Source organism: Phytohabitans sp. LZ39 (genome assembly GCF_059359075.1).
This window is the reverse complement of sequence record NZ_JCADBM010000001.1, coordinates 60,747-85,716: the sequence shown is the minus strand read 5'-3', so window position 1 is coordinate 85,716 and position 24,970 is coordinate 60,747. Positions and strand designations below refer to the sequence as shown.

22 protein-coding genes are annotated in these 24,970 nt (G+C 71.2%); 15 read left to right on the top strand and 7 right to left on the bottom strand.

Annotated features, from left to right (window positions below; translation table 11 throughout):
• Nucleotides 1-94: 94 nt before the first annotated feature.
• The gene (locus tag AC5L36_RS00340) at nucleotides 95-646 is read left to right on the top strand and encodes a sigma-70 family RNA polymerase sigma factor (protein ID WP_441216208.1); all 552 of its coding nucleotides are present in this window, start codon (nucleotides 95-97) and stop codon (nucleotides 644-646) included.
• A 331-nt stretch (nucleotides 647-977) separates the two neighbouring features.
• Here AC5L36_RS00340 and AC5L36_RS00335 read toward each other — a convergent pair whose 3' ends face one another.
• Nucleotides 978-2,477, bottom strand: coding sequence for an Nramp family divalent metal transporter (locus tag AC5L36_RS00335; RefSeq protein ID WP_441216209.1), 1,500 nt, complete (start codon nucleotides 2,475-2,477; stop codon nucleotides 978-980).
• A 71-nt stretch (nucleotides 2,478-2,548) separates the two neighbouring features.
• Entirely contained in the window at nucleotides 2,549-3,544 is a 996-nt protein-coding gene (locus AC5L36_RS00330) for a Kelch repeat-containing protein (RefSeq protein WP_441216210.1), read from the bottom strand.
• Between the two features lie 28 nt (nucleotides 3,545-3,572).
• Here AC5L36_RS00330 and AC5L36_RS00325 point away from each other — a divergent pair, with 28 nt between their 5' ends.
• Nucleotides 3,573-4,205, top strand: coding sequence for an adenylate kinase family protein (locus tag AC5L36_RS00325; RefSeq protein ID WP_441216211.1), 633 nt, complete (start codon nucleotides 3,573-3,575; stop codon nucleotides 4,203-4,205).
• On the top strand, nucleotides 4,205-5,227 hold the full coding sequence (locus AC5L36_RS00320) for an alcohol dehydrogenase catalytic domain-containing protein (protein WP_441216212.1): 1,023 nt from the start codon (nucleotides 4,205-4,207) through the stop codon (nucleotides 5,225-5,227). The genes AC5L36_RS00325 and AC5L36_RS00320 overlap by 1 nt, the downstream gene beginning before the upstream one ends.
• On the opposite strand, the gene AC5L36_RS00315 is transcribed toward AC5L36_RS00320, so the two are convergent.
• Entirely contained in the window at nucleotides 5,172-7,739 is a 2,568-nt protein-coding gene (locus AC5L36_RS00315) for a hypothetical protein (RefSeq protein ID WP_441216213.1), read from the bottom strand. The two genes, AC5L36_RS00320 and AC5L36_RS00315, sit on opposite strands and share 56 nt — an antisense overlap.
• Nucleotides 7,740-7,757: 18 nt before the next feature.
• Between AC5L36_RS00315 and AC5L36_RS00310 the strand changes: the two genes are divergently transcribed.
• From AC5L36_RS00310 to AC5L36_RS00300, 3 genes are read left to right on the top strand one after another with little or no spacing between them, the layout of a single operon-like run.
• Complete coding sequence (locus tag AC5L36_RS00310; protein WP_441216214.1) at nucleotides 7,758-8,225, top strand: aminoacyl-tRNA deacylase; 468 nt, start codon at nucleotides 7,758-7,760, stop codon at nucleotides 8,223-8,225.
• Between the two features lie 51 nt (nucleotides 8,226-8,276).
• Nucleotides 8,277-8,600 carry a DMT family transporter gene (locus AC5L36_RS00305; protein ID WP_441216215.1) on the top strand — a complete coding sequence of 108 codons (324 nt, stop codon included), beginning with the start codon at nucleotides 8,277-8,279 and terminating at the stop codon, nucleotides 8,598-8,600.
• The gene (locus tag AC5L36_RS00300) at nucleotides 8,597-9,127 is read left to right on the top strand and encodes a TetR/AcrR family transcriptional regulator (RefSeq protein ID WP_441216216.1); all 531 of its coding nucleotides are present in this window, start codon (nucleotides 8,597-8,599) and stop codon (nucleotides 9,125-9,127) included. The genes AC5L36_RS00305 and AC5L36_RS00300 overlap by 4 nt, the downstream gene beginning before the upstream one ends.
• Here AC5L36_RS00300 and AC5L36_RS00295 read toward each other — a convergent pair.
• Complete coding sequence (locus AC5L36_RS00295) at nucleotides 9,108-9,938, bottom strand: alpha/beta fold hydrolase (protein ID WP_441216217.1); 831 nt, start codon at nucleotides 9,936-9,938, stop codon at nucleotides 9,108-9,110. The two genes, AC5L36_RS00300 and AC5L36_RS00295, sit on opposite strands and share 20 nt — an antisense overlap.
• 5 nt (nucleotides 9,939-9,943) lie before the next feature.
• Nucleotides 9,944-10,948 (bottom strand): glucose-6-phosphate dehydrogenase (coenzyme-F420), encoded by a 1,005-nt coding sequence (fgd, locus tag AC5L36_RS00290; protein WP_441216218.1) that lies wholly within the window; start codon nucleotides 10,946-10,948, stop codon nucleotides 9,944-9,946.
• 152 nt (nucleotides 10,949-11,100) lie between these two features.
• Here fgd and AC5L36_RS00285 point away from each other — a divergent pair, with 152 nt between their 5' ends.
• From AC5L36_RS00285 to AC5L36_RS00270, 4 genes are read left to right on the top strand one after another with little or no spacing between them, the layout of a single operon-like run.
• Complete coding sequence (locus tag AC5L36_RS00285) at nucleotides 11,101-12,048, top strand: LLM class F420-dependent oxidoreductase (RefSeq protein WP_441216219.1); 948 nt, start codon at nucleotides 11,101-11,103, stop codon at nucleotides 12,046-12,048.
• Nucleotides 12,049-12,106: 58 nt separating this feature from the next.
• Complete coding sequence (locus tag AC5L36_RS00280; RefSeq protein ID WP_441216220.1) at nucleotides 12,107-12,634, top strand: PadR family transcriptional regulator; 528 nt, start codon at nucleotides 12,107-12,109, stop codon at nucleotides 12,632-12,634.
• A 53-nt stretch (nucleotides 12,635-12,687) separates the two neighbouring features.
• The gene (locus AC5L36_RS00275) at nucleotides 12,688-13,365 is read left to right on the top strand and encodes an ABC transporter ATP-binding protein (protein WP_441216221.1); all 678 of its coding nucleotides are present in this window, start codon (nucleotides 12,688-12,690) and stop codon (nucleotides 13,363-13,365) included.
• Nucleotides 13,362-15,587, top strand: coding sequence for an FtsX-like permease family protein (locus tag AC5L36_RS00270; RefSeq protein WP_441216222.1), 2,226 nt, complete (start codon nucleotides 13,362-13,364; stop codon nucleotides 15,585-15,587). Before AC5L36_RS00275 ends, AC5L36_RS00270 begins: the two co-directional genes overlap by 4 nt.
• 300 nt (nucleotides 15,588-15,887) lie before the next feature.
• Here the strand turns inward: AC5L36_RS00270 and AC5L36_RS00265 are convergent, their stop codons facing one another.
• Nucleotides 15,888-17,141 carry a chloride channel protein gene (locus AC5L36_RS00265; RefSeq protein WP_441216223.1) on the bottom strand — a complete coding sequence of 418 codons (1,254 nt, stop codon included), beginning with the start codon at nucleotides 17,139-17,141 and terminating at the stop codon, nucleotides 15,888-15,890.
• Between the two features lie 113 nt (nucleotides 17,142-17,254).
• Between AC5L36_RS00265 and AC5L36_RS00260 the strand changes: the two genes are divergently transcribed.
• From AC5L36_RS00260 to AC5L36_RS00245, 4 genes are all read left to right on the top strand, one after another.
• Nucleotides 17,255-18,796: an MFS transporter gene (locus tag AC5L36_RS00260; protein WP_441216224.1), complete on the top strand. Its 1,542-nt coding sequence runs from the start codon at nucleotides 17,255-17,257 to the stop codon at nucleotides 18,794-18,796.
• Between the two features lie 106 nt (nucleotides 18,797-18,902).
• Nucleotides 18,903-22,439, top strand: coding sequence for a choice-of-anchor D domain-containing protein (locus AC5L36_RS00255; RefSeq protein ID WP_441216225.1), 3,537 nt, complete (start codon nucleotides 18,903-18,905; stop codon nucleotides 22,437-22,439).
• A gap of 76 nt (nucleotides 22,440-22,515) precedes the next feature.
• Entirely contained in the window at nucleotides 22,516-22,935 is a 420-nt protein-coding gene (locus tag AC5L36_RS00250; RefSeq protein WP_441216226.1) for a protein-tyrosine phosphatase family protein, read from the top strand.
• Between the two features lie 3 nt (nucleotides 22,936-22,938).
• Complete coding sequence (locus AC5L36_RS00245) at nucleotides 22,939-23,250, top strand: hypothetical protein (protein ID WP_441216228.1); 312 nt, start codon at nucleotides 22,939-22,941, stop codon at nucleotides 23,248-23,250.
• Between the two features lie 48 nt (nucleotides 23,251-23,298).
• Here AC5L36_RS00245 and AC5L36_RS00240 read toward each other — a convergent pair whose 3' ends face one another.
• Nucleotides 23,299-23,853, bottom strand: coding sequence for a TetR/AcrR family transcriptional regulator (locus AC5L36_RS00240; protein WP_441216230.1), 555 nt, complete (start codon nucleotides 23,851-23,853; stop codon nucleotides 23,299-23,301).
• 91 nt (nucleotides 23,854-23,944) lie between these two features.
• Here AC5L36_RS00240 and AC5L36_RS00235 point away from each other — a divergent pair, with 91 nt between their 5' ends.
• Nucleotides 23,945-24,910 carry an oxidoreductase gene (locus tag AC5L36_RS00235; protein WP_441216232.1) on the top strand — a complete coding sequence of 322 codons (966 nt, stop codon included), beginning with the start codon at nucleotides 23,945-23,947 and terminating at the stop codon, nucleotides 24,908-24,910.
• The last annotated feature ends 60 nt before the right edge of the window (nucleotides 24,911-24,970 follow it).

Sequence of the window (24,970 nt, the reverse complement as noted above, 5' to 3'; positions counted from 1 at the left end):
CCTATACACAGGGGGTCGGGCGCGCCCGGCCCGGTCATGCCGAAGACCGTGAGGTGAGGGTGTCAGTGACCGTGTTCGCGTCGGGCGGCCGCGCATGACGTCGGGGCTGACCGCGGGACGTCACCACCGGGGCGAGGGCAACGAAGACGCCCTGGTCCGCCAGCTGTACGAGGAGCACGCGGCGCCGCTGCTGAGGTTCGTCCTCCAGCTCGTCGCGGGTGACCGGCAGCGGGCGGAAGACATCGTGCAGGAGACGCTCCTGCGCGGTTGGCGCAACGCGCACCGGCTGGGCGCTCAGGGGCAGGTCTCGCTGCGCCCGTGGTTGGTGACCGTGGCCCGCCGCATCGCGATCGACGAGCACCGCAGCCAGAGGGCGCGGCCAGCCGAGGCCTACGGCGTAGATCTGGAAAACGTCTCCGAGCCGGACGAGAGCGACCATGTGCTGCGCCGGATGACCGTGACCGACGCGCTCAAGACGCTCAGCCAGCCACACCAGGAGATGCTGCTGGAGACGTACTTCAAGGGGCGCACCGTGGCCGAGGCGGCAGAGGCGCTCGGTCTGCCGCTCGGCACGGCGAAGTCCCGTGTGTACTACGCCCTCCGAGCCCTGCGCAGTGCCCTGGAGAAGCGCGGCGTCACGGGCTGACCGAAGAGGCCAGCCTTCTCGAACCTCAGATTCCAGATTTGAGCTACCGCGACGTCCGTCGTGGTCCCGACCGTTGCTCCCGCGGCCTCACCCGTCCGCTGTTGGTTGCGGTCACCCCCTTGCGCCTCTGTCGGGTTGGCACAGGCAGGCGGGGCGGTCCGGGCATGCTTTGCTCTGCTTCCTCTAGGGAAGCAGAGCAAATGTGGTTGGGCCTGAGGGTGACCCAGACGCTGCGCGGGCCTGCCAAACCCCGATGCCGGGGGGTGGGTGGTGAACCGCGATGGATCGTCGGGGCCCGCCCGCATTTGCGGGACGGACCCCGGCGATGGGGTCAGAACGTGATCAGCGGATCCCCGACGAAGTCGGCGACGAAGTTGATGAAGAAGAAGCCGAAGAAGAGGACGTTGAGCCCCAGGATCACGTAGTGGTACGCCCGCGGGCGGGCCGGGCGGGGGAGCTTGCTGTTCAGGTACATCAGCATGAACGGAAAGATCAGCGCGCCAAGGTTGGAGATGTTCGCCGACCACTGCACCAGGTTGACCGGCAGCGCCAGGTGCAGGATCACCGAGATGACCACCATCAGCAGGAACATGAACGGGTAGTAGAAGCGGCGCGGATCGCCTTCGATCAGCCGGCGCAGGGTGGGGCTGGTCGCGTGCGCGGCGTCCGTGGTGACCCGCACCATCGCCTCGAAGATGCCCAGCTGCGTGCTGAAGAGGATCAGCACGCCGAGGAGGAGCGCGATGTAGAAGAGCGTGGAGCCGTACTCGTCGTCGAGCGCACTGGCCACGAACGTCGGCACGTTCGCCGTCGTGGGCCGCTCGCCGGTGGACTCGACCGCGTGGGCCATGAGGATCGTGGGCAGCAGCATGCCCAGCATGGCCCCGACGAAGAAGACGCCCCACATGTCGGTGAGCAGCAGCTTGTACCACCGCCGCCAGCGCGCCGTGTTGGCCTCGTCCTCGGGGAAGGTCATGCCGACCGGTTCGAGCTTGCGGCCTTCGCCGCGGAGCCCGGCGATGAACCCCGTGCGGTAGCCCATCCCGTAGCCCTTGTCGCGGTAGTGGCCCATGACGTACCAGTTGAGACCCGACGCGAGCGCGGTGAAGCCGGCGAGTGCGCCGAGCTGCGTGGCCGTGATGCCCTCCGGCGGCGCCGCGGGTGTGACGAAGCCCTTGAGGCCGTCCCACCACAGCTCCCACGGCACGACGAAGAGGTCGATGAGCAGCAGTCCCACCAGGATGGACACGACCATCACCCAGTTGGCCAGCTCGAGCGCGCGGCTGATCCGGCGGGCCGAGGCCGTGATCAGGAAGACCAGCACCAGCAGCGCGATCGCCCAGATCCGTGGCTCCTCCGCGCCGGACGGGGCGATCTCGCCGTGCACCAGCGCGTACAGGCCCTGGCCGGCGCTGGCCGCCCAGCCGCCGGCGATGAACGCGAAGATGACGACCGCGACCGAGATCGGCACCCACAGGAACCAGCCCGGTGGCACCCGCCCCCAGCCCACGACCGGCACCTCGCCGGTGGCGAGCACGTAACGCGAGCACTCGACGTTGTAGAAGGTTTGCAGCAGCGCCGACACCAGGATGACCCAGCCGACACCGACGAAGCCGTACTGCCCGACTGCCTGCGGGCCCAGCAGCCACTCGCCGCTGCCGATGGAGATGCCCAGCGCGATAAGGCTGGGGCCGATGGCGTACTTGATCAGTTCGCGCGGTCCGAGACGCCGGACGCCGAAGACCTCCTCGGGCTCCGGCAGGTCGGTCACGGTCAGCGGCGGGCGGCTGACCCCGAGTTGATAGGTGCGAACATCTGTCACCTCAGCCATGAGGCGCCTCCTTGAGTAGACCCCCCTTGCGTGTAATCAAGGATGATCTATCAAGTGATTTATGTCACGCCCTAACAGCCGCCAAGTGGGGCCAAATCGATCGATTCCGTCGAGTCGGCGACGTGCAGGCCCGGCTTCGGACCACCGGCGAACGTGAACACGGTCGTGCCCATCGCGATGACGCCCAAGCCGTGGCGGGGCGTGGGCGTCGGTGGAAGCGAGGCCCACGTACCGGTCTTCACGTCGAAGGCCTCCGCCTCCTCGAACGTGGCCTCCGCCTCCCCGCCGACCGCCACCACCTGCCCGGAGCAGGTCGCCGCCGCGGCGAGGCCACCCCGGCGGGTGGGCAGGTCGGGCAGCACCGTCCACTGGTTGGTGGTCGGGTCGAAGGACTCGAACGCGGTGAAGTTGCCCTTGCCGCCGGCGCGCCCGCCGACGGTGTAGACCTTGCCGCCGAAGCCGGCGCCGCCCAGGTGCTCGCGGGGCGTGGGCGGGCCGGGCGCGTTGGTCCAGGTGTCGGCCGCCGGGTCGTAGACGAGCATCTGGCGGGCCAGACCGCCGGCGTTGAGGCCACCCGCCACGTACACCTTGCCGCCCTGTGCCACCGCCGTGCCGGCGGCCCGCTCCTGCGGCAGCGGCGCGATCGGCCGCCACGTGGCGCCGTCGAGCTTGAACGCGTGCTTGCTCGGGTCGCCGCTGGCCTCGAAGCCACCGAACACATACACCTGGTTGTCGACCGTCGCCGCCATCGCGTGGTTGACGGCGACCGGCAGCGGTGCGGCGTCCTCCCACTTGCCGGTCGCCGTGTCGAAGACCTCGACGGTCGGGACCGTCCCGCCGTCCGCCCGGTAACCGCCCACCACGTACACCCGGGTGCCGCTGGTCGCGGCCGCGACCTCGGTGCGGGCCGAGGGGGCGGCGGCCAGGCGCTGCCAGGTCAGGCCGGTGGTCACGCTCGGCGCCGGGGACGCCGGGGCGGATTCCTGGGTGCGCGGCTCGTCCGAGCCGGTGCACGCCGCCGTGGCCAAGACGGTGACGAAGAGCAGACTGGGGTGCCGCAGTCGCATCGACCAAGGGTGTGCGATCGTGCACCTCATGCGCAAGTACGTGGTGATGGGCGTCCAGGGCAGCGGCAAGGGCACCCAGTGCGCTCTGCTCTCCAAGGAGTACGACCTCGTACATATCAGCGTCGGTGACATCTTCCGGTGGCACGTGCAGCATCACACCAAGCTCGGCGCCCAGGTACGACGCACCATGGCCGCGGGCGAGCTGATCGGCGACGACCAGGTCGAGGCCGTGGTCCGGGAGCGCCTCCACCAGCACGACTGGAACTATGGCTTCGTCATCGACGGCTTCCCGCGCAACGGGCGGCAGGCGGAGTTCTTCCTGGAGAGCTACGACATCGACAGCGTGATCCACCTCGATCTGCCCGACGACGAGGTGCACCGCCGGGTGCTCAACCGGCGGCTCTGCTCGCGCTGCGGCATGGACTACAACCTCATCGCCGACCGCCCCGAAGAAGAGGGCAAGTGCGACGTGTGTGGTGGCGAGCTCGTCACCCGCCCCGACGACACCCCCGAGGCGCTGGACGCCCGCCTCCGGGAGTACCACGACAAGACGAAGCCGGTGCTCGACATCTTCCGCCGCAAGGAGTTCGTGGTGACCGTCGACGCCCGCCCCGACGCGGACACGGTGCAGCAGGAGATCCGCCGAAAGCTGGGCCTGTGATGCGGGTCGCGCGGCTGTATGGCGTCGAGGACATCCGGGTCGTCGACGAGCCGGCGCCCGAGCCGACGGCGGTGGAGAGCCTGGTGCGGGTGACCGCGGTGGGTCTGTGCGGCTCCGACCTGCACTGGTACACCGAGGGCGGCATCGGCGACGCCCGGCTCAAGCAGCCGCTCGCGGTGGGGCACGAGATGGCCGGCGTGATCGAGGGCGGGCCGCGGCACGGCGAGCGGGTGGCGATCGACCCCGCCATCCCGTGTGAGCACTGCGAGCTGTGCCGCCGCGGCCACCCCAACCTCTGCCCGGCCATCCGCTTCGCCGGCCACGGCACGCTCGACGGTGGACTGCGGGAGTACCTGGCCTGGCCGACCGCGCGCCTGCACCCGCTGCCGGACTCGCTCTCCGACGCGGACGGCGCGATGCTCGAGCCGCTCGGTGTCGCGCTGCACGCGCTCGACCTGGGCCACCTGCGGCTGGGCATGACCGTCGGCGTCTTCGGCTGCGGGCCGATCGGGCTGCTGCTCGTGCAGCTCGTCCAGCTGATGGGCGCGCGGGCCGTCTACGCCGCCGATCCGCTGCCGCACCGCCGGCAGTCGGCCGAGGCGTACGGCGCGTCGATTGTGGACGATCCGGCTGGCCTCGACGTCGACGTCGCGTTCGAGGTCGCCGGCACCGACCCGGCCGTCGACGCGGCGATGCTGGCCGCCGGACCGGGCGCCCGCGTGGTGCTGGTGGGCATCCCGGACGGCGACACCACGACGTTTCCCGCGTCGGTGGCCCGCCGCAAGGGCCTGACGATCGCCATGGTGCGTCGGATGAAGGACGTCTACCCGCGCGCCATCGACCTCGTGCGCCGTGGCCTCGTCGACGTCTCCACTGTGGTCACCGCCCGCTATCCGCTGGACGCGGCGGCCGACGCCTTCGAGGCCGCGGTCGCCCGCCGCGGCCTCAAGGTCGTGGTGGAGCCCACTACTCCGGTGGTACCTGGCGCAGATCCGGTTGCGGGCGAGGCGTCCCCAGCGTGAAGACGTCGCCGGCGTCGCCCTTGGCGAGGCTGTCCAGCAGATCGCCGGCGGCGGGCCAGAAGGTGGCGTCGCCCGGCTCGAACCAGACCGCCTCCTGCCCGCCTGGCGGGTCGTACGGGTAGTCGACGCCGGCCTGCCGCAGGAAGTCGTCTCGCCCGGCGAGGATGTCGGCGTAGTACGGCACGCTTTCCCGCACCGAGCCGCGCAGAGCGTCCAGGTTGTCCAGTGCCGAGCGCAGGCGCAGCCAGCGATGCCGGTCCCACTGGGTCGGGTGGCCGAAGCGGCGGCTCAGCCGGGCGCCGGCCAGTGCCCCGCGCAGCGCCATCGAGGCGATGATCTCGCGCGGCATGTAGAGGTTGGTGCCGCCCTCGTCGGCCCGCTGGCGCACCCAGGCCACCCGGCCGCGGTAGCCGGGCATCGCGGTCTGCATCGAGTCGCGCCAGGAGCGGGCCGTGTCCAAGATGGACCCGGCGAACCTCGCCGCCCCGGTGCCCAGGTCGGTCGCGGGCACCACCGCGTCCTCCCAGTCTTGCGGCAGCCACACGTCCTGGTGTGGAAACTGGTACGGGTGCTGGCCGAGGTTGAGCCCGAACGTGGGCCACCGCGGCAGCGGCGAGTCGAAGAGGTGCACCGGAAAGTTCGACGTGATGCCGCCGTCGGAAAACCACAGCTCCTGTGCCCGCGGCCGGCCGTCCTCCGGCCACATGAGACGGTGCTGCTCGCGGTTGCGGATACCCCGGCCGAACTCGTCACCGATCTCGGTGGCGGGCACCAGCCGGTACAGGCGGATGGCTTTGAAGAGCCCGGGCAGCGCGAGGCTGAGCCGTACGGCGAAGATGACCGGCAGGTTCCACGGGTCGGGCAGCCGGTGCAGGGTGACCGCTTCGGCGTTGGGGTCGGTCTGTGGCACGGTCTGCGGATCGGGGTCGCGCATCGCCTCGATGACGTCCGGCGGGAAGACCGCGTCGTCTCCGTCGCCGAGGTCGTCCATCCGGAAGTACAGCGCGTCGTCCGGGCCGGCCGCGGCGAGCGGAAAGCGGTACGGCCGCTGGCGCGACAGGTCGGTCGTGATCAGCTCCAGGTTGACGAGCCGCCGGGCGGGCTCCCGAGCCAGCCTGTGGATCTCCGCCGTGCCCTGCGCCAGCGGCTTGAACGACCGCCCCTGCCACAGGTGACCGAAGCGCAGCACCTCGCCCTTGTCGAGCGCGGCGACCTCGTTGAGGCAGCCGCTCAGCCAGGGGATCACCGAACGGGACACGGTGGGCCGAGCCGCGCCGGCGACGAGCTCCGACGGGCGCCGCGAAGTCTGTGGGGCCGACCCGGCGAGCAGGCCGAAGTGGCGGCGGCCCACCCGCGCGAAGTACCGCCAGGTGCTGGTGGCGACCACCGCGCCCATCGCGAGGCTCAGTGCGGCGCCGGCCAGCGCACCGGCGACCCAGTCCCACCAGCGCAGCCAGGTGAGGACCCCGGCGACGGCGAGGACCACGACGGCCACCGGCCATCGCCATGACGGGCCTGCCGTGTGGTGCCGGCTGGAGGCGCTGGTCAGCAGGGTCAGCCACTGTGGTGTTGATGGTTTTGGTCGCCGGCCGGCAAGCGTCGGGACGAGCACCAGCAGCGCACCGACGCTGGCGAAGAAGAGGTAGAGGTCGAGCGCGGCCCACGCGTATCGCCACGAGCCGTGGTCGCCGCCCGGCCGGTCGACCGCCGGCCACGAGGGCAGCCGCGCGCCCAGCCAGACCGCGAGGTAGAGCCCCGCGGCGGCGAACACCGCGACCATCAGCTTGGACCACTTGCCGAACGCGAGCAGCAGCGCCAGCGCGCCGGCCCACACCTGCTTGCGCATGAACGCGGTGACCAGCGTGTAGAGCCGCCGGTCGCGCGGGCCGGGGCGGAAGAGCTGGGCCAGCCGGTACGCGTCACGCTCGCCGCCGAGGTCGTCCGGCGACACCTCGGCCAGCCACGCGATCGTGTCGGACATGCCCACGAAGCCCGGTCGCACGTGACCGTCGCGGCGGTCCTCTTCGGACAGTGGCGCGTATGCCTCCGCCGGCAGCCGGCTGCTCCGCCCGACCTCGGCGGCAGCGGTCACGGCGGCGGCGATCGCGCCGGCCGAGGCGCCGCCCACGTTGCGCACCCGAAAGCGGCTGGCCACCTCGCAGACGGCCAGCGGGTAGACGACACCGGACGTGGTGCCGCCGCGCATGGTGAGGTCGACGCTGTGCCGCACGTACGAGCGGCGCGTGTCGTCGTCGGCACCGTCCACTGTGTAGGGCGGCGCCCACACCTGCGGTGGCGCGCCGGAAAGTGCGTACGTCTCGGGGTCGCCGTATCCGCCGACCTCGCCGGGCGGCGGCTCGGACCACAGCCACTGCCGCCCACCGTCGGGATCGGGGATGGTGAGACCACCGGGCAGGTCGCCCGCGCGGAGCAATGTCGCGTAGGGCACCCGGCCTCCGCCGATGAGCTGCTGGAGTGCCTGGCGCGCTTTACCAGAGCTTCGGACAGCCATGCGGCTAGTCTCCTGGGCATGTCTTCACCAGCGCTGCAAGCGCTTGACAGATCAGGTGTCGTCTATCGGATTCTCCGGCACGGCCCGGTGCGCAGTCTGCCCGAGGCGGCCGAGGCACGGGGCGTCGAGATCCCCGACGTGGTGAAGACCATCGTGGTGCGCCGCGGCAGCGACGACTTCCTCTTCGTGCTCGTGCCCGGCGACCGCGTCATCTCCTGGCCCAAGCTGCGCACGCTGCTCGGCGTGAGCCGGCTGTCCATGCCGGACGCCGCCTCGGCCAAGGAGGCGACCGGATACGAGCGCGGCACCATCACCCCTTTCGGCTCCACCACGAGCTGGCCGGTCATCGCCGACGAGCGGGTACGCGGCCGGGAGATCACGCTCGGCGCGGGGGAGCACGGCGTGGCGGTCGCCTTCGACGCCGAGGCGGCGCTGGCTGTGCTCGACGCCACGTACGCCGACGTCACCGACCCCGAGACGCCCTGACTTCTCTTCTGTACGCTTGTACATGTACAGGCGTACTAGATGGGGGCGATCATGGCGTACGTACTTCTCGGGCTGGCCATCGCGGCTGAGGTGCTCGGCACGAGCCTGCTCAAGAGCACCGAAGGCTTCACCAGGCTGTGGCCGACCGTCGCCAGCCTGAGCGCCTACGCGGTCTCGTTCCTCGCGCTGTCGACGGCGATCCAGAAAGGGCTCCAGGTCGGTGTCGGATACGCGATCTGGTCCGGGCTCGGCACCACGCTGATCGTCACCATCGGGGCGCTCTTCCTCAGCGAGCCGGTCACGCCGGCAAAGGTGATCGGCGCGGGGCTGGTGGTCGCCGGCGTCGTCGTGCTCAACCTTGGCGGTGCCCATTGAAACGTGACCCGGAAGGGCGGCGGCGAAAGATCGTCGAGGCGGCGGGGGAGCTGATCCCCGAGGTGGGCGTGGCAGGGCTGACGCACCGGCTGGTCGCCGCCCGCGCCGGGGTGCCGCTGGGCGCGACCACGTACTACTTCACCGACCTCGACGAGCTGTCCGCCGCCGCGCTGCGGCACCTCACCGACCGCGTGATGGCGGACCTCGCCGGATGGGCGGCCCTGCTCGACGCCAGCGACGACGTGCCGGCGACGCTGGCCGACCTCGCCGCGGAGTACCTCGCGGACCGGAGCCGGGCGCTCCTGGAGACCGAGCTCTACGTCGCCGCCGCGCGCCGGCCCGAGCTACGGCCGCTGGCCCAGGAGTGGGACGAAGGGCTGGTCCGGCTCCTCGGCGCGCACACCGATCCAGCGACGGCGCGGGCCACCTCGATCTTCCTGTGCGGGGTGCTGGTCTACGCCTTGGTGCGGGACGAGCCGGTCGACGTGCCCGCGCTCACCACGACGCTCACGAAGCTGCTGACCTGATCCACTCCAGCGCCGCCGCGCCGGAGGTCATGACCGAGATGTGTGCGCCGTCGGGGTCGAGGCGCAGCTCGGCCCGCGGGATGCGCTTGGCGAGCCACTGTGCGTGCCCGCTCGGCACCACGATGTCGCGGCCGCCGTGGACGAGGAGCACCGGCGCGGTGATCTGCGCGGGGTCACAGCCCCACGGCGTGACGTACGCGATGTCGTCGTCGACCTGCCCGCCCGGCCCGCCCGCCTCGGCCGGACCGACCACCTCGCTGAACCACGACCAGCCACTCTCGAACGCGGCGAAGTCGGCCGGCGTGAACTGGTGGTCGTACTCCACCCCCGACGCCTCGAAGGCCTCCTTGACCGCGAGCCCTTCGCGGGCGGCGGTGAGCGCGGCGACACCGGAGTCGCCCATGCCGGCCCACCAGTCGAGCCCTTCGGCGTCGGGTGGGGCGAGGCCGGCCGCGCTCACGGCGGCGAGCACCCGGTCGGGCAGCAGGGCGGCGGTGGCCAGCGCGTGTGAGCCGCCCCCGGAGTGTCCCATCACCGCGAACCGCTCGATGCCCAGCGCGTCGGCGACCGTCGTGGCCCAGGTGCCCGCGTCGCCGACCGTGCGGCCCGGGGTGCGGGGCGATCCGCCGTAACCCGGGCGGTCGTACCCGATCCACCGGATGCCGAGGCGGTCGGCGGCCGCGAAGAGCGGCTTGGGCGGCGCGCCGATGTTGGGTGTGCCGTGGTGCCACAGGACGGCGAGCCGGTCGTCGCCACCCGTGTCGTACGCGTGCAGCCGTCCGCCGTCGGGGAGCGTCAGATCGATCTCCATGCGCCTCAGCCTAGGGCGCGCAGCCGCGGCAGGAGGTCCTCGCCGAACTGGGTCAGGAAGCGCTCCTGGTCGTGCCCGGGCCCATGAAAGACCAGGTGGTTGAGGCCGGCGTCCACGTACGGCTTGATCTGCGCGAGCGCCTCGTCCGGATCGGACGCGACGATCCACCGCCTCGCGACCTGCTCGATGGGTAGCTCGTCGGCCAGGCGCTCCATCTCCGTGGCGCTGTCGACGGTGTGCTTCTGCTCCGGGGTCAGCGACAGCGGCGCCCAGAAGCGGGTGTTTTCCAGCGCGGCGTCGTGGTCACGGTCGTACGACAGCTTGATCTCGATCATCTTGTCGATCTGGGCCACGTCGCGCCCGGCCGCCGCCGCGCCCTCGGCCACCGCGGGCATCAGCTTCTCCGTGTACAGGTCCATGCCCTTGCCGGACGTGCAGATGAAGCCGTCGCCGGACCGACCGGCGTACTTCGCGACGACCGGGCCGCCGGCCGCGACGTAGATCGGCACTGGCCGCTCGGGACGGTCGTAGATCACGGCGTCGACGAGCTTGTAGTAGTCGCCGTCGAAGCTGACCTCGTCCTTGGTCCACAGGTCGCGGATGAGCCGCACCGCCTCGCGCAGCCGCGCGAAGCGTTCCTTGAACTCAGGCCAGTCCAAACCGGAGACGGCGATCTCGTTGAGCGCCTCACCGGTGCCCACGCCCAGCATCACCCGGTTGTCGTACAGCAGCGCCATCGTCGCGAACGCCTGGGCGATCACCGCCGGGTTGTAGCGGAACGTGGGCGTGAGCACGCTCGTGCCCATCTTCACGCGGCTGGTGCGCTCGCCGACAGCGGCCATCCAGGCCAGGGCGAACGGCGCGTGCCCGCCCTCGTGCCGCCAGGGCAGGAAGTGGTCCGACACCAGCACGCTGTCCAGGCCGACCTCTTCCGCGCGCACGGCGTACTCGACGAGCTGCCGCGGCCCGAACTGCTCCGCCGACGCCTTGTAGCCGATCGTGAGGCCCATCGCCGTCCCTTCCGTCGCTGGTTTGACCACCCGTTTTTGGACCACCCGCCCGCGCCGGAGGAATCGGTGCGACTCCTTTCCGGCCGCCGCCGGGTCACCACTCCTGAACCGTACGGCCCTCTCGGCGGCGACGCCCAGGAAGGACGATCATCGTGACGATCTCGTTCAGCATCTTTCTGCCGACCGGATTCGGGCGCGAGTTCGCGCATGTGACGGATCCGGTCGAGGCGTTCGAGTCGGTGGTCCGGGTGGCGCGGGCCGCCGACCCGCTCGGCTATCGGACGCTGTGGGCGCCGGACCACCTTGTGACGATCCCGCCCTCGCAGGACTTCGTCTTCGAGGCGTGGTCGGTGGTCACCGCGCTGGCCCGGGAGACGTCCCGGGTGCGGCTCGGGCAGCTCGTCACCGGCAACGGGTACCGCAACCCCGCGTTGCAGGCCAAGCTCGCCTCGACCGTGGACGTCATCTCGCACGGCCGGCTCTCGTTCGGGATCGGTTCCGGTTGGTACGAGCCGGACTACGTCGGGTACGGCTACGACTTCGGCACCCCCGGCGAACGGCTGCGCAAGCTGGGCGAGGCGGTCCAGGTGATGCGAGCGATGTGGACAGAGAAGGAAGCCACCTTCGAGGGGCGGCACTACCGGGTGCGGGGCGCGATCAACCAGCCCAAGGGGGTGCAGGCGCCGCACATCCCGCTGATGATCGCTGGCGGCGGCGAGAAGGTCACGCTCCGGCTTGTCGCCGAGTACGCCGACGCCTGCAACATGCTGGAGTCGCCGGAGGTGCTGGCGCGCAAGTACGCCATCCTGCGCCGGCACTGTGACGAGCTCGGCCGCGAGTACGACAGCATCCGCCGCACCGCGACGACGCTCTGCATCATCGCGGACACCGACGAGGCGGCGCGGGCGCAGGTGCCGCCGGGCATCGAGTTCGCGTACCCGGGCGACGTCGGCTCGTACGGCCTGGTCGGCACCTTCGAGACCGTGCGCGAGCGGATCGCCGTCTACGCGGACGCGGGCGTGCAGGAGCTGATTGTCGGCTTCAGCGACCCGACGAACGTGGAGCTTGTCGAACGCTTCGCCGCCGAATTCATCAACTGAGACAGATATACGCCGAGGGTATATACGCGAGGTATACGCTCAGGGTACGCTCCCTTCCATGAGCGTTCCGTTGACCCTCCTCGGCCTGCTTGAGCGCGAGCCCAGCCACGGCTACGACCTCAAGCGCGACTACGACGCCTACTTCAGTCGCGGCCGTCCCCTGCCGTTCGGGCAGGTGTACGCGACGCTGGGACGCCTGGCCCGAGACGGCAAGGTGGTGATCAGCGAGGTGCAGCCGGGCGTCGGGCCGGAGCGCAAGCGCTACGTCATCACCGAGGCGGGCGCGACCGAGTTCGACGCCTGGCTGACCGAGCCACTCGAGGCCGAGCCACACCTACAGTCGGTGCTCTTCTCCAAGGTGGTGCTCGCGCTCATGCTCGGGCGCCCCGCGCACGAATACCTCGACATCCAGCGCGGCGCCCACCTGGAGCGCATGCGCCAGCTGACCGAGATCCGGCGCAGTGGCAGCCTCGTCGACACGCTCCTCGCCGACCACGGCCTCTTCCACCTGGAGGCCGACCTCCGCTGGATAGACACCACGACGGCCCGACTCGACGCCCTCCGCGCCGAGGTGGTGAAGGCATGACGTCACGTGCAGCTCGTCGGAATGGGACCCAGCAAGCGTTTTCAGCCGAGGTGATGATCGAGGCACGCGACGTCGTGCGCTCCTTCGGGCAGACGTCGGCGCTGCGCGGGGCCACGGTGGCGGTCGCGCCCGGCGAGATCCTGGCGATCATGGGTCCGAGTGGATCCGGCAAGTCGACGTTGCTGCACTGCCTGGCCGGCATCCTTGTGCCCGACTCCGGAGAGATCCACTTCGACGGCCGCCGGGTCGACACGATGGACGAGGCTGGGCGGAGCACGCTGCGCCGCGACGGCTTCGGGTTCGTCTTCCAGTTCGGCCAGCTCGTGCCCGAGCTCACCGCGGAGGAAAACGTCGCGCTGCCGCTGCTGCTCGGCGGCGCCCGGCGCGACGCGGCGCTGCGCGAGGCCCGGCCGTGGTTTGGCCGGCTGGGGCTCGACGGGCTGGAGCGCCGCCGGTCCGGTGAGCTGTCGGGCGGGCAGGCCCAGCGGGTGGCGCTCGCTCGCGGCCTCGTCACGAGCCCCAAGGTGCTCTTCGCCGACGAGCCGACCGGGTCGCTCGACTCGCTCACCGGCGAGCAGGTGATGGACCAGCTCGTCGGGGCGGCGCGCGAGCACGGCACCACGGTCGTCCTGGTGACGCACGAGGCGCGCGTCGCGGCGTACGCCGACCGGCACATCATGGTCCGCGACGGCAAGGTGGCCGCGCTCAGGCCGGAGCGGGTGCTCTCATGATCCGCTTCGGCTTGCGCCTCACGCTGGCCACGGGTCGCGAGGCGCTCGTCCGGCTGGTCGTCATCTCGGCCGCGGTGGCGCTCGGGGTGGGGCTCCTCCTGACCGCGCTCGCGGGCATCAACGCGGTGGACGCGCAAAACATGCGGTACGCGTGGCTCAACAGCGGCCTCGTGGGTGAGACCTCCGGGCCAAAGGCGGCAAACCCGAGCTGGTGGGTGCTGCGCGACGACTACTACCAGACCCAGAGCATCGGCCGGCTCGACATCGCGGCCACCGGCCCGGACTCGCCGGTGCCGCCCGGCATCCCGCGCCTGCCCGGCCCGGGGGAGTACTACGTGTCTCCGGCCCTCCGCGAGCTGCTGCGGTCCCACCCGCCGGCGGAGCTGGCCGACCGGTTTCCCGGACGCGAGATCGGCACGATCGGCGACCGCGCCCTGCCCTCGCCCGACTCGCTGCTGATCGTCGTCGGCCGCACGCCCGACGAGCTGTCCACAGTGCCCGGAGCCGACCGGGTGGCCAGCATCATGACCACCGACCCGAGCGCGTGCGACCGCTGCGTGATCGGCATCGGCGCCGACGGCATGACCCTGGTCCTGTGGGTCGTGGCCGGCGCGCTGATCGTGCCGGTGCTCATCCTTATCGGCACGGCGACCCGCCTCGCCGCCGCCCGCCGCGAGCAGCGCTTCGCCGCCATGCGCCTCGTCGGCGCGACGCCCCGCCAGGTCTCGGTGATCTCGGCGGTGGAGTCGACCGTGGCGGCGATGGCCGGCACGATCGCCGGCATCGGCCTGTTCTTCGCCTTCCGGTCGGCGCTCGCCACGATCGCGTTCACCGGTCAGCGTTTCTTCGCCAGCGACCTCTCGCTCCGGCCGCTCGACGTCGTGCTCGTCGTGCTCGGCGTGCCGGTGGGCGCGGCCGTGGCCGCACGGTTCGCCTTGCGCCGGGTGCAGATCTCCCCGCTGGGCGTCACCCGGCGGGTCACGCCGCGCCCGCCGCGGGCCTGGCGGCTGATCCTGCTCGCGGCCGGTGTCGCCGAGCTCTGCTACTTCGCCAGCCGGCGCCCGGACACGACAAGCGGCCAGCTGATGGCGTACATGTCCGGGTTTGTGATGATCATGATTGGCCTCGTGGTCGCCGGACCGTGGCTGACGCTGGTCGGTTCGCGGGTGCTGGCCGGGCGGGCCCGCCACGCCGCCGCCCTGATCGCCGGCCGGCGCCTGGCGGACAACCCGCAGGCCGGCTTCCGCGCGGTCAGCGGGGTGGTCCTGGCGCTCTTCGTCACCAGCGTCGCCACCGGCGTGATGTCCACGATCGTGGCCGAGGTGGGCGGCGCGCGCAGCGGGTCGGTGGTGAGCAGCGCCCTCACCCAGCCGTTCGACACCAAGGACGGTAACGGGCCGAGCGCATCGGAGGTGCCGTCTGGTCTCGCGTCGATTCCCGGCGTCGAGGCCGTCCACCTGGTCCATGCCAGCCCGCAGGATGGGAGTACGAATCGGGACGACCCCGACTGGTATCCCGGCGTGATCTCCTGCGCCGACCTGGCCCGCTCGCCTGAGTTCGGCACGTGCGCGCCCGGCGCGCAGGCCGCCTACGTGTGGCCGGATCTGGTCGGGCCGCGCAACACTTCCGACGACGCACCGGTCTGGCCGGTCGCGCCGGTAGACGCCGCCGGCGTCCAGCGACTGCCACTTGCGTCGGTCGTCGTGGCCACGGACGGGTCGGCGCCGGCCGTCGAGCGGTCGCGCACCATGCTCGAGGCGGCCTTCCCAGACAGCAACCGGCTGCCGAACACCATCGCCGACTTCGAGAGCGACTTTCGAAACACGCTGGTGCAGTGGCAGCAGCTGGCCAACGTCGTGATCGTCACCAGCCTGGCGATCGCCGGGTGCAGCCTTGCGGTCAGCGTCGCCGGCGGCCTTACCGAGCGCAAGCGCCCGTTCAGCCTGCTGCGGCTCACCGGCATGCGGCTCGCGCTGCTGCGCCGGGTGGTCGCGCTGGAGAGCACGGTGCCGCTGCTCTTCGTCGCGGTGCTCGCGATCGGGATGGGCTTCCTCGCCGCGCAGCTGTTCCTCACCTCGCAGCTCGACTACAACCTGCGCGCGCCCGGGCCGAGCTACTACGCGGCGGTCGCGGCCGGCCTCGTCGCCTCCCTCGCGATCATCGCCTCGACCCTGCCGATGCTCCGCCGGATCACCGGCCCAGAGACCGCGCGAAACGAGTAGATATTCGAGCGTTCGAGAGGCTTTCCGAGCCGGTGGTGGCTTCGGCCCTGAATCCCTTATTTAGACAGAGATTTGAGCTACCGCGGCGTCCGTCGTGGTCCAGACCGCTGCTCCCGCGGCCTTACCCGTCCGCCGCTGGTCCCGCTCACCCCTATTGGGGTAGGGGGCTTGTTTCGCGGAGCTGGCAGTGGACGGTCGGGGTTTCGGCGAGCGCTGCGAGCCGCCGGCCGGGAGCGGTGCCCGCGGGAGCATACGGTCCGCAGCTGACGCGGACGTGGGCAAATCTGCCTCGAAGAAACGTCACGACGAGCGGCGACCCTGACCCCGAAAGCCCTCTTGAAGGTTCTCCAGTCGGGAGGTGGCGAGCCATGCGGTGGCGGACGCGAGCGCGGCGGCGGGCACAGCGTCCGTCCCCGCGGTGCCAACGAGCAGCGCGCCAAAGATGAGCGGCGAGAAGAGCAGCTTCGTCTGCGCGGCCATCCCGGCGGCGGCGCCGACCGCGATGGCGAGCGTCGGCGACGTGTCGAACCAGACGACCGCCAGGGCGGCGAGCGCGACGCCGAGGAAGACCGCCGGGAAGATCGGGCCGCCGCGAAAGCCGCAGCCGAGGCTGACCGCGTACGCGAGGAACTTCGTGACCAGGAGCACGACCACGAGCCGCGTCGAGTTCGTCTCCACCACGGTCGCGATCGAGGTCTGGCCGGAGAAGAGCACGTCCTGCGAGTCGGCACCGAGCGCGTCACCGGCCAGGGCGAGCGCGCCGACCGCCGCGCCGCCCAGGACGACGACCGGCCAGGCGTCGAGCCGTTCGATCCGGGTGGCGACCGCGCGGACGCCGGTGACGGTGAGTGCGGCGGCGAGCCCGATCGCGATGGCGACCAGCAGGTCGTAGAGGTGGACGCCGGTGTACTCGGGCAGGTTCGGCACCGCGAGGCCGGGTGCGTCGAGGCCTGGCCAGTCGCGGACTCCGACGAAGATCAGGTAGCCGATCGCCGCGGCGACCAGGCCGGGTAGGAGGGCGGGAAGCAGGGCCGCGCCGATCCCGACGCCGCCCTCCACGAGCAGCATGCCGGCGACGATCGGGCCGCCGAAGAGTGCGGATACCGCCGAGAACGAGCCGGCGTTGGAGAGCATCGCCGTGCCCTGGTCGCCGGCGGCGCGGTAGAGGCGGCTGACCGCCACGCCGACCGCCGAGCCGAGGGCGATGACCGGCGCTTCCGGGCCGAGCACGGCGCCGAAGCCCAGCGTGCCGAGCGCGGCAAGTGCGACGCCGGGCACGTACCGCGGCGGTGTCGGTGTGGTGCTCAGGCCGCCGAGCGGTGAGTGGCCGCCGTCGCCGGGCAGCAGCCGGCGGGCGGCGAGAACGATGAGCGCGCCGCAGGTGGGCAGGCCGAGCACCAGGTACCAGGGCGGCGAGTCGGGCCAGAGCCAGTGCTCCAGCTCGTGGATCAGCGTCAGGAAGAGCGCGGCCACCAACGCCGCCGGGATGCCGATGGCCGCGCCGAGCCCGACAAGCCGCAGGTACACCGCGCCGCTCGGCCGCCCGTCACCCACTCATGCCGCCTGCCCGGTCATGTCGTGCCCCCCGCTCGAGCGAGCCCCAAAACGTGAGACTAATTGCGTATATCAGGGCATGCTGGGAAAACCGGGAAGACGGGAGGGGTCTCATGGCCGTCTCCACAACGAGCCAGGTGACGCACCGGTGGGTCGCGCTCGCCGGGCTCTGCGGTGCCGCCGGTCTCGTGTGGCTCGCGTTCGCGGAACTGGCTGTCGCGCTACCGACCATCTCCACCGAGCTGACCATCGGGCTTACCGATCTACAGTGGACAAACAACGCCTTCAGCCTCGCCTGCGGCGCGCTCGTGCTCGCCGCGGGCCGCTTGAGCGACCTCTACGGGCGCCGCCGCCTGCTGCTGATCGGTGTCGCGATGTTCGGCGGCTTCTCGCTGCTGACCGCGTTTCTCTCCAGCCTGCCCGGGCTCGTCGCCGGCCGCGCGCTCATGGGGGTCGGTGCGGCGATGATCCTGCCGGCCACGCTGGCCCTGATCCCGCCGCTGTTTCCACGCGAGGAGCAGCCCAAGGCGTTCGGCGCGTGGATGGCCGTCGCCTGGGTGGGGCAGGCGGCCGGGCCGGCCGTCGGCGGGGCGCTCACCAGCGCACTTGGCTGGCGCTCGCTCTTCTGGATCGCCGCGCCGCTCGCCGCGGCCGCGTTCCTGGTAATCCTCCGGTACACGCCTGAGTCGCGGGACGTGGGCGCCTCCGGCGGCGTCGACGTGGTGGGCCTGGTGGCCAGCGCGGCGGCGGCGTTCTGCCTGCTGTACGCGTTCACGGAAGGGCAGTCGACCGGCTTCGACGACCCGCTGATCATCGGGCTGCTGGTCGTCGCCGCCGCCCTGGGCGTCGGGTTCGTGCTCGTCGAACGGCGGGTGCGCGAGCCGCTCGTCGACCTCCGGCTGTTTCGCGCCCGCGACTTCGACGGCGCGCTGACCGCCAACCTCGTCATGAACATCGTCTTCGCCGGCCTCAGCTTTCTGCTCGCGCTCTACCTACAGACCGTGCGCGGGTACAGCGCGCTGGAAGCCGGGCTCCTGCTCTTTCCCTCGACGCTCACGATCCTCGCGCTCAACCCGGTCGGCTCGCGGATGGCCGCGCGCCTCGGTCCACGCCTGCCGGTCGCGTGCGGCCTGGTGCTGCTCGGTGTGGGTACTCTGCTCGCCGGCCTGGTGAGCACCGACTCGCCGTACTGGCTGCTGCTGGTCGGCCTGCTCGTGCTCGGCGCCGGCCTGGGCCTGCTTTCGGTGCCTATCTCCGACACCGCCGTCGCCGGGCCGCCGCCCGAGCTCGCCGGCACCGCCTCCGGCCTGTTCAAGATGAGCAGCATGCTCGGCGGCGCGATCGGTGTGGCGCTCTGCGCGGCGCTGGCCAAGGGGATCGGGACGAGCCGGGCCCGCGACGACGCCATCGCCGCCGGTCTCACCGAAGACGACCTCGCGAAGCTCGACAACGCGTTGAACGGGTCGGACGCCGCGGCCACGGTGCTCGAAAGGCTGCCGCCGGACGAGCGGCAGGCGGTCATGGCGGCATATCAGGACGCGTACGCCACGGGCGTCGCCGGCTCGGTGCGGATCGTGGGACTGTTTGCCCTGTTAGCGGTTGTTCTGCTGCTTTGGCTCTGGCCTAGGCGCACGACTCTTGCGGCAGACCGCTAGGAAGTTGCAGAGATCCATCTAGATATTGCGCTGTTGTGTCGAGAGAGTTACGGTCCCGGGTAGCCCGGCACCCACTTTCATCGACCCCCACGAAAGTGAGCAGCGCATGCGTCCCCGGACTTCCACCCTCGCCGGCGCGGTCGCGAGCGGCGTGCTCGTCGCCGCCGCCGCGAGCGCCATCCTCGCCGGCCCCGCCTCCGCCGCCGGTGGTGCCGGCGCCCCCTTGCCCTATGTGCACGTCGAGGCCGAGGCCTCGGCGACCAACGGCACCGTGATCGGCCCCGGCTACACCTACAACACGCTCGAGGCCGAGGCGTCCGGCCGCCGTGCGGTAACGCTCGACGCCACCGGCGAGTACGTCGAGTTCACCGTCCCGTCGACGGCAAACTCGATGGTGGTCCGCCTCAGCATCCCGGACACCGCGACCGGCTCGGTCTACACCGCGCCGCTCTCGCTCTACATCGATGGCGCGCGCCAGGCCGACATCACGACGACGAACAAGTACAGCCACCTCTACGGCGGCTACCAGTTCTCGAACACGCCGCAGGGCAACCACCACTGGTTCTACGACGAGTACCAGCGACTGCTGCCGCAGATGAACCCTGGCGCCAAGGTGCGCATCCAGAAGGATTCGAACAGCTCGGCGTCCTCGTACACAGTGGACTTCATGGAGTTCGAGCAGGTGGCGGGCGCGCTCCCGCAGCCGGCCGGCTCGGTCTCGGTGACGAGCCACGGCGCCGACCCGAGCGGCGCGGTCAACTCCACCGCCGCCTTCAACGCGGCGATCTCGGCCGCCGGTCCGGGCGGCACCGTGTGGATCCCGGCGGGCCGCTTCCTCGTCACCGGCCACCTGGTGCTCAACAACATCAACATCCGGGGCGCCGGCATGTGGCACTCCATCGTGGGCGGCGAGGGCATCGGCTTCTACGGCCGCTGGATCGACCAGGGCGGCAGCTCGAACGTCAACATGTCGCACTTCCAGATCCGCGGCGAGGTCATCGAGCGGTGTGACGCCTGCCAGGTCAACGGCATCGGCGGGGCGATCTCCAACTCGAACATCAACAACATCTGGATCGAACACACCAAGGTCGGCATGTGGATGGACGGTCCGATGACCAACCTGACGTTCGACCGCATGCGGGTCCGCGACCAGACCGCCGACGGCATGAACTTCCACAAGGGAGTGACCAACTCCGTCGTCTCCAACAGCCACTTCCGCAACACCGGTGACGACGCGATGGCGATGTGGTCCGACCAGGTGGAAAACTCCGGCAACACGTTCCACCACAACACCGTCGAGCAGACCCAGTGGGCGAACGGCATGGTGATCTACGGCGGCCGCAACAACAGCATGACCGACAACGTGGTGATCGACTCCGGCATTTCGCAGGGCGGCGGCATGCACGTGGCCAACCGCTTCGCCTCGACGCCGCTCGCCGGCACCACCAACGTGCTGCGCAACACGATCATCCGGTCCGGCAGCCTCGACCCCAACTGGCAGTTCGGCGTCGGCGCGCTCTGGTTCGACGCCCGCGACCAGGCGATGACCGGCGCGGTGGTGGTCGACGACCTGGTCATCCGCAACGCGCCGTACGAGGCGATCCACTTCGTCTCGGGGTCCAGCATCACCAACGTGAGCATCCGCAACGCGACGATCGACGGCGTCGGCACGTTCGTGCTCCAGGCGCAGGTGGGTGGTTCGGTGTCGTTCGCCAACGTGCAGGCGACCCGGATCGGCCAGGCCAACGCGCCGATCTACAACTGCCTCGGCGGCGGCTTCCAGATCGTCAACGCGGGTGGCAACGGCTCGTGGATCAACGGACCCACGTACGCCCAGTGTGGACAGTGGCCGCAGCCGGTCTTCTGGCCGGACTCGTCGGGCCTCACGGTCGCGCCGAGCGCGCTCGACTTCGGCTCCCAGGCCACCGGCACGACCAGCGCCGCGCGGGCCGTCTCGGTCAGCAACAACGGCTCGGCCGCGGTGTCGCTCAGCGGTGTGTCGGTGACCGGCGACTTCGCGCAGACCAACAACTGCGGCGCGTCGCTCGCGGCGGGCGCGTCGTGCGCGGTAAGCGTGACCTTCCGGCCGACCGCCGCGGGCAACCGCACCGGCACGCTCACCGTCGCCAACGCGGCCGCACCCGCCACCGCCAGCCTCTCCGGCGTGGGCGTGGCACCGGGCCCGGTCCTGAACGCCAACCCCGGCTCGCTCTCGTTCGGCGCGGCGGCGGTCGGCTCGACCACGGCCGCGCAGAGCGTGACGGTCACCAACAGCGGCACCTCCAGCGCGACCGTCTCCGGCGTCTCCGCCTCGGGCGATTTCGCACAGACCAACAACTGCGGCACGCTCGCGGCGGGTGCCTCCTGCACGGTCAACGTGACGTTCCGGCCCACCGCCGAGGGCAGCCGCACCGGCTCGGTCACGGTGACAAGCAATGCCAACAACAGCCCCGCCACGGTCGCCCTTTCCGGCAGCGGTATCGGCTCCAACACCAACATCGCCGCCGGCAAGCCCGCGTCCGCGAGCAGCCAGGCGAACCCGTCACTGGCACCCGGCAACGTGACGGACGGAAACGCCGCCACCTACTGGGAAAGTGTCAACGGCTCCTTCCCGCAGTGGGTGCAGGTGGACCTCGGCGCGGCCACCGGCGTCGGCCGGATCGCGCTGAAACTCCCGCCGGACGCGGCCTGGGCCACCCGTACGCAGACGCTCTCGGTGCAGACGAGCACAAACGGCTCGTCGTTCACCACGGTCGTCCCGTCCGCGGGGCACACGCTCAACCCGGCGACCGGCAACACGGTGAGCATCGGGCTCCCGGCGGGCACGAGCGCCCGGTACGTCCGCGTGAACATCACCGGCAACACCGGCTGGCCGGCGGGCCAGGCTTCCGAGTTCGAGGTGTACCCGGGCGCCGGCAACCCAGGCGGGGCAACGCTGTCGGCCGGCGCGTCGTCGCTGACCTTCGGGTCGGTGCCGGTCGGCGGTGCGAGCACCGCCCAAGCGGTGACCGTGTCCAACACGGGCAGCGCGGCGGCCACGGTCACCGGCGTCTCGGTGACCGGCGACTTCACACAGACCAACAACTGCGGCACCGCACTTGCCGCAGGCGCCTCCTGCACGCTCGACGTGACCTTCCGGCCAGCCGCCACGGGCAACCGCACGGGCACGCTCACGGTCAACAGCAGCGCCACCAACAGCCCCACGACGGTGGCGCTCTCCGGCACGGGTGGCGGCACCACGAGCGCCAACCTGGCGGCGGGCCGGCCGGCCACCGCATCCAGCCAGCAGCAGAGCTACGCACCGTCCAATGTGACCGACGCCGACCAGAACACCTACTGGGAGAGCGCCAACAACGCCTTCCCCCAGTGGGTGCAGGTCGACCTCGGCTCGGCACAGAGCGCCAGCCGCGTGGTGCTCCAACTGCCCGCGTCGTGGGGCGCCCGCAACCAGACGCTCTCCATCCAGGGCAGCACCAACGGCAGCACCTGGACGACGGTGGCCGCGTCAGCCACGTACAACTTCGCCCCGACGGTGACGATCACCTTCCCAGCGACAACCCAGCGATACTTCCGCCTGAACATCACCGCCAACACCGGCTGGCCCGCCGGCCAGCTCTCGACCTTCCAGATCTGGAACACCTGACGCGTCATGGTGGGCGGGGTCGTGCGACGCGCCGCGACACCAGGTCCCTGGTCAACGGCGTGGGTAGGGTGGTCCGGTGGGTTGGGACGCGAGTGAGCCGGGCGTCGTGGAGCTGCCGTCCGGGCGCACCGTGCGGGGGCGCGGGCTGCGGCGGCCCATGCCGGCCGGGCCGCCGCCGACCTTCGGGGTCTACCTGCTGGGGCGTCCGCCGCCGGCCGTCGGCTGGGCGAGCCGGTGGATCCGGTGGCCGGACTTCTGGCTGCCCAGCGACCGCCGCCAGGCCCGTGACACGCTGCGTGAGGCATGGGAGCGGGCGGCCGGCGAGCGTGTCGAAATCGCCTGCGGCGGCGGTCGCGGGCGTACGGGCACCGCTCTCGCCTGCCTCGCCGTGCTCGACGGCGTGCCGCCGGACGAGGCGGTGGCGTGGATCCGTGCGAGGTACGACAAGCACGCCGTCGAGACACCATGGCAGAAGCGCTTCGTACGAGGAGGCTGACGGATGCGGGTGACACTTTCCCCAGACGGCCCCGGTGACCTGTCGGCACTCGCCGACGCGCTGGCTGCCGCCGATCCACCGATAGCTGCCGAGCCGGCCGCCGACGGCGCCTACACCATCCATATCGGACTGTCCGGTGTGGCGCCGCTCTTCAACGCCGTGACCAGCTTCGTGGTCCGCCAGACCGCCGACACCGCCGTGCTGATCCGCAGCGACACCGGAGCCGAGGCCCGCGTCGACCGCCGGGTGGCCACCGACCCGTTCGAGGTGCTGATGGCCGTCAGCCTCTTCAACCCACCAGTCGGCCTGGGCTGACGCAACACCGCCCGCTCGCGTTAGCGCCAGTACTCCCAATAGCCGGGGTCAGGCGCGGAGGCCGGTGCAGACAACCGTGATTATGCGGTCTAGCGCGGCCTTGTCTGTGCTGCCACCCGGGTGGGCCTGGCAGCCGACCATGAGTGCCTTGACGTCGGCAAACTCCACATCGGACCGGATCGTGCCGGCGGCCTGCGCCATCGCGAGCAGTGTGCGGAGGCGGCCCGAGACGTCGTGGCCGGCCTCGACGCCGGCCGCGTCCAGGTCGTAGCCGGCGCCGGCGAGCGCCTCGGCCAGTCCGCGGTTGGCGGCGCCCTCGTGGACCAGCGTGGCGAAGAACCGGAAGAACGCCTCGCCCGGCTCCTCGCTCGTGGCGAGCGCGTCCGCCTCGGCGGTGAGCCGTTCCATCCGTTCCAGCAGGATCGCCGCGTACAGCGACTCCTTTGTGGGGAAATGGCGGCTGACCGTGCCGGTGCCTACGCCCGCCCGGCGGGCGATCTCGTGGATCGGCACCGCCAGACCTTCGGCGGCGAAGACCTCGGCGGCGACCGCCAGCACCCGGGCCCTGTTGCGCCGGGCGTCGGCACGGAGCTCTCTCGCCAACGCGCACTCCTCCATTGCTAAGCGGGACGACCGTCCCGTATAGTCGAAGAAGCGGGACGTACGTCCCGGATTCTATCTCAGGAGGTGTGCGATGGCACGGCGATGGACCGAGGCGGAAGTGTCGGATCAAAGCGGCCGCGTCGCGGTCGTCACAGGCGGTAACACCGGTCTGGGGTTCGTGACGGCCCGGGTGCTCGCCGCGCGTGGGGCGACCGTGGTGCTGGCGTGCCGCAGCGACGAGCGGGCGGCCGGCGCGGCGGAGCGCATCCGGGCCGCCGCCCCGGGCGCGACCGTCGAGACGCTCCGGCTCGACCTGGCCTCGCTGGAGTCGGTGCGGCGTGCCGCCGCCGAGCTGCGCGCCACCCATCCGCGGATCGACCTGCTCGTCAACAACGCCGGTGGCCTGTGGCCGCGCCGGGAGACCACAGTGGACGGCTTCGAGCGGACGCTCGCCACCAACCACCTCGGCCCGTTCGCGTTCACCGGGCTGGTGCTCGACCGGCTGCTCGCGGTCCCCGGCTCGCGCGTCGTGACGGTGAGCAGCATCGGCCACCGGTTCGGCGCCGGCACGTTCAACTTCGACGATCCGCACTTCGCGCGCGGCTGGGTGTACACCGCCCGCGACCGCGCCGCCTACTTCCAGTCGAAGCTCGCCAACCTGCTCTTCACGTACGAGTTGCAACGGCGGCTCGCGGCCGCCGGCGCGCCCACCATCGCCGTGGCCGCGCATCCGGGCAACGCGCGTACGGAGTTCACCCGCGAGCTCGATCCGGTCTCCCGTGCGGTGGCCGGGCGGTGGTTTCGGCCGCTCACGTGGTGGCTGCTTCAGGATCCACGGGTCGGCGCGCTGGCCACGCTGCGGGCCGCCGTCGACCCGGAGGCGCGCGGCGGCGACTTCTTCGGGCCGCCCGGCCGGCTCCAGTTCACCGGACATCCGGTCAAGATCAGGTCCTCACCGCAGTCGTACGAGGTCGCGGCGCAGCGCCGGCTCTGGGAACTCTCCGAAAGATCGACCGGCGTGACGATCGATGTGGGCGAACTGTTGACGAACCAGTGACACATCTGAAACCTTAGACCCCTGGCCCGCAAGAAATCGATGCTTGCGTGCAAGAAGCTA

Excerpts from the sequence above, each read along its gene's own strand:
- AC5L36_RS00275 (WP_441216221.1), top strand. The coding sequence starts at position 12,688 with ATGATCGAGGCACGCGACGTCGTGCGCTCCTTCGGGCAGACGTCGGCG.
- AC5L36_RS00325 (WP_441216211.1), top strand. The coding sequence starts at position 3,573 with ATGCGCAAGTACGTGGTGATGGGCGTCCAGGGCAGCGGCAAGGGCACC.
- AC5L36_RS00255 (WP_441216225.1), top strand. The coding sequence starts at position 18,903 with ATGCGTCCCCGGACTTCCACCCTCGCCGGCGCGGTCGCGAGCGGCGTG.
- AC5L36_RS00280 (WP_441216220.1), top strand. The coding sequence starts at position 12,107 with ATGAGCGTTCCGTTGACCCTCCTCGGCCTGCTTGAGCGCGAGCCCAGC.
- AC5L36_RS00295 (WP_441216217.1), bottom strand. The coding sequence starts at position 9,938 with ATGGAGATCGATCTGACGCTCCCCGACGGCGGACGGCTGCACGCGTAC.
- AC5L36_RS00305 (WP_441216215.1), top strand. The coding sequence starts at position 8,277 with ATGGCGTACGTACTTCTCGGGCTGGCCATCGCGGCTGAGGTGCTCGGC.
- AC5L36_RS00315 (WP_441216213.1), bottom strand. The coding sequence starts at position 7,739 with ATGGCTGTCCGAAGCTCTGGTAAAGCGCGCCAGGCACTCCAGCAGCTC.
- AC5L36_RS00320 (WP_441216212.1), top strand. The coding sequence starts at position 4,205 with ATGCGGGTCGCGCGGCTGTATGGCGTCGAGGACATCCGGGTCGTCGAC.
- AC5L36_RS00235 (WP_441216232.1), top strand. The coding sequence starts at position 23,945 with ATGGCACGGCGATGGACCGAGGCGGAAGTGTCGGATCAAAGCGGCCGC.
- fgd (WP_441216218.1), bottom strand. The coding sequence starts at position 10,948 with ATGGGCCTCACGATCGGCTACAAGGCGTCGGCGGAGCAGTTCGGGCCG.
- AC5L36_RS00335 (WP_441216209.1), bottom strand. The coding sequence starts at position 2,477 with ATGGCTGAGGTGACAGATGTTCGCACCTATCAACTCGGGGTCAGCCGC.
- AC5L36_RS00310 (WP_441216214.1), top strand. The coding sequence starts at position 7,758 with ATGTCTTCACCAGCGCTGCAAGCGCTTGACAGATCAGGTGTCGTCTAT.
- AC5L36_RS00330 (WP_441216210.1), bottom strand. The coding sequence starts at position 3,544 with ATGCGACTGCGGCACCCCAGTCTGCTCTTCGTCACCGTCTTGGCCACG.
- AC5L36_RS00340 (WP_441216208.1), top strand. The coding sequence starts at position 95 with ATGACGTCGGGGCTGACCGCGGGACGTCACCACCGGGGCGAGGGCAAC.
- AC5L36_RS00245 (WP_441216228.1), top strand. The coding sequence starts at position 22,939 with ATGCGGGTGACACTTTCCCCAGACGGCCCCGGTGACCTGTCGGCACTC.
- AC5L36_RS00270 (WP_441216222.1), top strand. The coding sequence starts at position 13,362 with ATGATCCGCTTCGGCTTGCGCCTCACGCTGGCCACGGGTCGCGAGGCG.
- AC5L36_RS00260 (WP_441216224.1), top strand. The coding sequence starts at position 17,255 with ATGGCCGTCTCCACAACGAGCCAGGTGACGCACCGGTGGGTCGCGCTC.